The sequence below is a fragment of the Acidovorax sp. LjRoot204 genome (assembly GCF_056175785.1).
This window is the reverse complement of record NZ_JBGFFF010000225.1, coordinates 1-5,496: the sequence shown is the minus strand read 5'-3', so window position 1 is coordinate 5,496 and position 5,496 is coordinate 1. Positions and strand designations below refer to the sequence as shown.

Below are 5,496 nucleotides of genomic sequence, written 5' to 3'. Positions count from 1 at the left end.
GCGAACTGGCCGTGCAATCGGCCAACGCTTCCAACAGCGCCGGCGACCGTCAGGCCCTGCARCAGGAAGTCGGCCAGCTGGTGTCTGAGCTGGACCGCATTTCGCAAACCACCGARTTCAACGGTCAGAAGCTGCTGGACGGCACCTTTGGTACGCAACAGTTCCAGGTGGGCGCCAACGCCAACCAGACCATCGTGGCGGCAACGGGCAATCTGCGCACCACGGTGTACGGCAACAACCAAAACGTGGCATCGAACGGCTCGGGCATCGGTGCTCAGGCCACCGTGGCAGCGGGCGCGACTTCCAACGGCGTAGCTGCTGGCACCATTGCCATCAGCGGCTACCTGGGTACTAATAGCATTGCGGCAGGGTCGAACGCGACGGCCAAGGCAACAGCCGATCAGATCAATGGTATGAAGGCCACCACCGGTGTGACTGCCACTGCCCGCACCGAAGTGCGTTTGGGTGGCATGGCCTCGGCTGGTTCCTATTCGCTGACCTTGCAGGGCGACAATGTTGGGTCTGCTGCCGCCGTCACGGTGTCGTTCACGCTGACCTCTGCCACTGGCACCGACCGCCTGTCGGCTGCAGTGTCCGCCATCAACGACCAGGCTGCCAAGACCGGCATCAACGCTGCTCTGAGCTCGGACGGCACGCAAGTGATTCTGACCAACGCTACCGGCAACGACATCGTGGTGGGTGACACAGCCAATGCCAATGCTGCCAATGTGACCGTCACCGGCTACGATGCAGCTGGTGCCAGCAACGGTACGGCCCAGACCCTGACTGCCAACTCTGCCGCAGAAATGGTGAATACGGGCGGCTACATCGTCCTGGATTCGGAAAAGTCGTTCGCTGTGGACTCTACTAGTGCGACCCAACTGGATGACGGTGGCTCTGCATTGCAGGCTGTGGCCAACCTGGACGTGACCACGTTCAGCAACGCGACCAATGCGCTCAAGACCGTGGACTCTGCCCTGGCCTTCATCAACGGCGAGCGTGCCAAGCTCGGTGCCCTGCAGTCGCGCTTTGAAACGTCGATCAGCAACCTGCAAGTGACGTCGGAAAACCTGTCCTCCTCGCGTTCGCGTATCCTGGACGCCGACTTTGCCGCAGAAACCGCCAACCTGTCGCGCGCTCAGATCCTGCAACAGGCCGGTACGGCGATGGTGGCTCAGGCCAACCAGCTGCCGCAAGGTGTGTTGGCCCTGCTGCGTTAATAGGCAGAGGGCATGGCAGTCAGGGCGTTGCAGCGCCCTGAAGTGGCCCAGGCGGCGGCAGATTTCTGTCGCCGCCCTTTGGCTTTTTGGGACAGCGGGTGCCAGGACCGCTGGATAAGACGGGTTTCCTGGCGTGTTTACGGACRTTCTTGATCGCCGTTCGGCGCCATAATTTCCGTTGGACCAGTTCAGGAGGTTTGTATGGCAACCATTTCATCCCCAGGTGTCGGCACGAATGGACTTGATGTCAAAAACATCATCTCCCAGCTCGTCGCCCTGGAAAAAAAGCCCCTGGACACGCTCAAGCTGCAAGCGGCCACGGTCAATACCAAGATTTCCGCCTTTGGGCAGATCAAGTCGCTGGTCTCCACGCTACAGGACGCTGCTGGCAAGCTGACCAGCGTGACCGGGTGGAATGGTGTGGCCACCACGTCATCCGACTCCAAATATGTTTCCGCCACTGCCGTTGGGGGCACGCTGCCCACAACGTTCAGTGTGGAAGTCCAAAGCCTTGCCAAGGCACAGGCCACAGCGTCGGCCGCTTTGCTGCCCGTAGGTGGTGCGCTCGGGGCGGGTACGCTGCGCCTTGAATTGGGCAAGTGGAGTGTGGCGCCCGCATCGTTCACGCCAGGCAGTGGCCAGCCCGTGGACATCAGCATCAGCGCCAGCGACAAACTGTCGGATGTGGCCAGCAAGATCAATGGCGCCAATGCAGGGGTCACTGCGTCGATTCTCAGCGACGCTTCGGGCGAGCGTTTGCTGCTGCGCAGCAAGAGCACTGGTGAGGAATTCGGATTTCGACTGAGCGTGATGGAAGGTGGTGATACGGATCCCCAGAGTGCCGGCAACACCGATGCCACGGGTTTGTCCCGCCTCGTTAATGGCGCCACGGTCACACAGGCTGCCGCCAATGCCAAGGCCACGGTCAACGGGATCGCGGTGTCTTCGGCCACTAATACGTTTGCGTCCACGATTTCGGGTGTAACTTTCAAGGCCGAGCAAGTGACGACGGCTCCCATTGATATCACCGTGAGCAAGGACAACTCTGCCATCCAGTCCAACATTGATGGATTCGTGAAGGCCTATAACGCCATCAACGAGTTGCTCCAAGATGCGACCAAATACGACGCAAAGACCCGTTCGGCGGGGCTTTTGCAAGGGGATTCGACCGCTGTGGCACTGCAGAACTCTCTGCGCAACGCGATCCAGTCGATCTCGACGGGTGGCGGGGCCTTCCAGCGTCTGGCAGATGTCGGCATCACGCAGCAGCTGGGCGGGAATCTGGCCGTGGACTCCACCAAGCTGAACAAGGCCCTGGCTGAGAAGCCTGACGACGTGAAGAACCTGTTCCGCAACACCGGAGGCGGATCGGCCGATGGCATTGCGGTGCAAGTGAAGGCGCTGACCACCAATCTGCTGGCCAACGATGGTTTCTTCAAATCCAAGGATGACACCCTGCAGCTGAGTCTCAAGCGCAATTCTCAGGACCAAACACGCGTGAACGAAAAGGTTGACGCATTTGAAAAACGCATCACGCGGCGCTATAACGCGCTGGATAGCCAGTTGAGCAGCCTGAATGGCCTGAACGCCTATATCTCGCAGCAGGTGGCGGCCTGGAATAAATCGACGGGGTGAATAAACAGAGGCTTCAGTTTTCTTGGCGCACGCCGATAACTTAAGTAATACCTCGGAAGGATTGTCAGCATGTTCAGCGCCTACAGCCCCCGTGCAGCCAACGCTTACCAGCGCATCAACGTAGAGACCAGCATGCACACGATCGACCAGCACCAGCTGGTCAGCCTGCTGTATGAAGGTGTTCTTAACTCCATTGCCACTGCACGCGGCGCCATGGCGCGCGGTGATGTGCTCGGCAAGGTCAATGCCATTTCCAAGGCCATCCGAATTCTGGAAGAGGGGTTGAGCACCTCGCTCGACAAGGTGGATGGCGGTGAACTGGCGGAGAACCTGGGTGCGCTTTATGACTACTGCATCCATCGCCTTACGCTGGCCAATGCCCGTAACGACGACGCCATGATGCAAGAAGTCATGCGCCTGATCGAGCCCGTGGCAACCGGGTGGAATGAAATCAAGAAATCGGGTGCCGGTGCTTCCGAAACGCCCGCCTCGGGCCAGCCCGTGCTGGTGGAGGCCTGACCATGTCCCACATGCTGATTGACTATTACAAGGCGATTGAAGACAGCAGCGCCAAGATGCTGGAGGCTGCCAAGCTCAAGGACTGGGATGGTGTGGTGCGCTATGAAGGCGCCTGTGCAGTACTGATCGAGCAACTGCGCTTCAAGTCGCAAGAGCACGAATTGCTGCCTGAGCACCGCCGTGAAAAGACCCGCATCATGCAGCGCATCCTGCGCAACGATGCGCAGATCCGCTGCCTGGCAGAGCCCTGGCTTGCGCAGTTCGAGCATCTGTTCGAGGGGCAGCCCCAGATGATGCACTGAGTGCGGGCAGCGCAACGCTCCCGGGCTGCTGCTGTGTGCGGCAGTGACCTAGCGATCAAATGTGGTTGCTTGTTAGGGCTGGGATGGCCGGATTGGCGGAGCACTGCGGCGATGGGCGGTGCCGTCCAGTGGGGTGCCAAAGTGCGCGGTACTGAACCTGTCGCTACTTCGACCGCCAAGCGCCTCTGGGTCAAAAAATGCACTAAATGTGCCTGAGGCGCTAGTGCAGCATGTCTTTGCTGCTATCAAAAATATAGTTTCTTGTGTTGGCACAGCGCAGTGCCACACGGCTGCCCCGTTGAGAACGGGGCCTTCATACTCGCCAGCAGCTCACACCTGCATGTTCATGATGTCGGTGTACGCCTGCACCATGCGATTGCGCACGTGCAGTGTGGCTTGAAAGCCGATTTGCGCCTTCTGGATAGCCACCATGGTCTCTTCCAGACTCACGGAGGGGTTTTCCATTTGCACCTCCTTTTGCATCTCGGAAGATTTGTTCTGCGCGGCACTCACTGACTGCAATGCGCCCTTGAGCGCGCCGGAGAAGCCGACTTCATTGCCCGTGGTTTGCGGCGCTGCAGCACGGCGCGCGACGCCAGCGCCCGTCAGCGGGGCGGTTGAGCTGGAGATGCGAAGGTCCATGGCGGTATCCGTAGGGGAATGGCGGTATGCTGCGTATCCTAGCTACCGGCCCAGGATGCATCGCTCTGAATAGATGGCCAAACGGACGGCTTATCCAGCGAACATTTTGGGGGCGTGACCGAATAATCGACCCCACGCTAGGTCTGTTGCAGGGCCTGCTTTAATGGAAAGCAAGATGTCTGCTGTTGCTGAAGTCCCTCTCAATCCGCTCCCGACGCCGGCCAGTCCCAACTGGCTGCAGCGGCTGTCCGCCCTCGACCGGGCGCAGCGCATGCGGCTGGGTGCGGGCGTGGCGCTGCTGGTGGCTGCTGCCGTTGCGGCCGTCGTGATGGGGCGCCAACCCGACTACCGGGTACTGTTTTCCAATCTGGGCGACAAGGATGGCGGAGCCGTGGTGGCACAGCTCTCCCAAATGAATGTGCCCTACAAGTATTCCGAGGGTGGCGGCGCCATCCTGATTCCAGCGGAGCGCGTGCATGACGTGCGTCTGCGACTGGCCACTCAGGGCCTGCCCAAGGGCTCCGTCGCAGGTTTTGAGCTGATGGAGTCCAACAAATTCGGGATGACGCAGTTTCAGGAGCGCCTGAACTTCCAGCGCGGGCTGGAGGGGGAGCTCACCCGGTCCATTCAAGCCTTGTCGTCCGTGCAAAGTGCCCGTGTGCACCTGGCCTTGCCCAACCAGAACGGATTTTTCCGTGAGCAGCAAAAGCCGTCGGCCTCGGTACTGGTGAGCCTGCACCCCGGCCGCATTCTGGATCGTGCCCAACTCGCGGGCATCGTGCATCTGGTGGCTTCCAGCGTGCCGGAACTGGCGCCGTCGGCCGTGAGTGTGCTGGATGACACGGGCAAGCTGCTGTCCCAATCGCCCGACAGCACGGCCGGTGCTGAAATCAATGCCCAGCAGCTCTTGTATGTGCAGCAGCTGGAGCAGCAGTATTCGCGCCGCATCATGGACATTCTGGAGCCCGTGGTCGGCCGTGACAACGTCAAGGCACAGGTGACGGCTGAGGTGGACTTCTCCCAGACCGAGTCCACGTCCGAGCAATTCCGCCCCAACCAGACGCCAGACTCCAGCGCCGTACGCAGCCAGCAGGTGCTGGAAAGCCGGGGCAGCGCGACGAAGACCGCCACGGGTGTGCCCGGTGCGGTTGCCAACCAGCCTCCCGCTCCGTCTGCAG

At 60.5% G+C, this 5,496-nt stretch carries 6 protein-coding genes; 5 read left to right on the top strand and 1 reads right to left on the bottom strand.

The features are described 5' to 3' along the window. The 4 genes from AC04MI_RS23140 to AC04MI_RS23125 form a co-directional block, all read left to right on the top strand. On the top strand, positions 1 to 1,220 hold a 1,220-nt coding region (locus tag AC04MI_RS23140; protein WP_476498809.1), incomplete at its 5' end, for a flagellin. A 201-nt stretch (positions 1,221 to 1,421) separates the two neighbouring features. Beyond that, positions 1,422 to 2,855: a flagellar filament capping protein FliD gene (gene fliD, locus AC04MI_RS23135; RefSeq protein ID WP_436076977.1), complete on the top strand. Its 1,434-nt coding sequence runs from the start codon at positions 1,422 to 1,424 to the stop codon at positions 2,853 to 2,855. Positions 2,856 to 2,924: 69 nt separating this feature from the next. Then, positions 2,925 to 3,374, top strand: coding sequence for a flagellar export chaperone FliS (gene fliS / locus AC04MI_RS23130; RefSeq protein ID WP_056065726.1), 450 nt, complete (start codon positions 2,925 to 2,927; stop codon positions 3,372 to 3,374). Positions 3,375 to 3,376: 2 nt separating this feature from the next. Beyond that, positions 3,377 to 3,676 (top strand): flagellar protein FliT, encoded by a 300-nt coding sequence (locus AC04MI_RS23125; RefSeq protein WP_007860919.1) that lies wholly within the window; start codon positions 3,377 to 3,379, stop codon positions 3,674 to 3,676. 330 nt (positions 3,677 to 4,006) lie between these two features. On the opposite strand, the gene fliE is transcribed toward AC04MI_RS23125, so the two are convergent. After that, positions 4,007 to 4,318, bottom strand: a complete 312-nt coding sequence (fliE, locus tag AC04MI_RS23120; protein WP_056065729.1) for a flagellar hook-basal body complex protein FliE — start codon at positions 4,316 to 4,318, stop codon at positions 4,007 to 4,009. A 175-nt stretch (positions 4,319 to 4,493) separates the two neighbouring features. Here fliE and fliF point away from each other — a divergent pair. Next, positions 4,494 to 5,496, top strand: a 1,003-nt coding sequence (gene fliF, locus AC04MI_RS23115) for a flagellar basal-body MS-ring/collar protein FliF (protein ID WP_476498808.1), incomplete at its 3' end; no start/stop codon positions are given.

Coding starts and splice junctions, on each gene's coding strand:
- fliD (WP_436076977.1), top strand. CDS start 1,422: ATGGCAACCATTTCATCCCCAGGTGTCGGCACGAATGGACTTGATGTC.
- fliS (WP_056065726.1), top strand. CDS start 2,925: ATGTTCAGCGCCTACAGCCCCCGTGCAGCCAACGCTTACCAGCGCATC.
- AC04MI_RS23125 (WP_007860919.1), top strand. CDS start 3,377: ATGTCCCACATGCTGATTGACTATTACAAGGCGATTGAAGACAGCAGC.
- fliE (WP_056065729.1), bottom strand. CDS start 4,318: ATGGACCTTCGCATCTCCAGCTCAACCGCCCCGCTGACGGGCGCTGGC.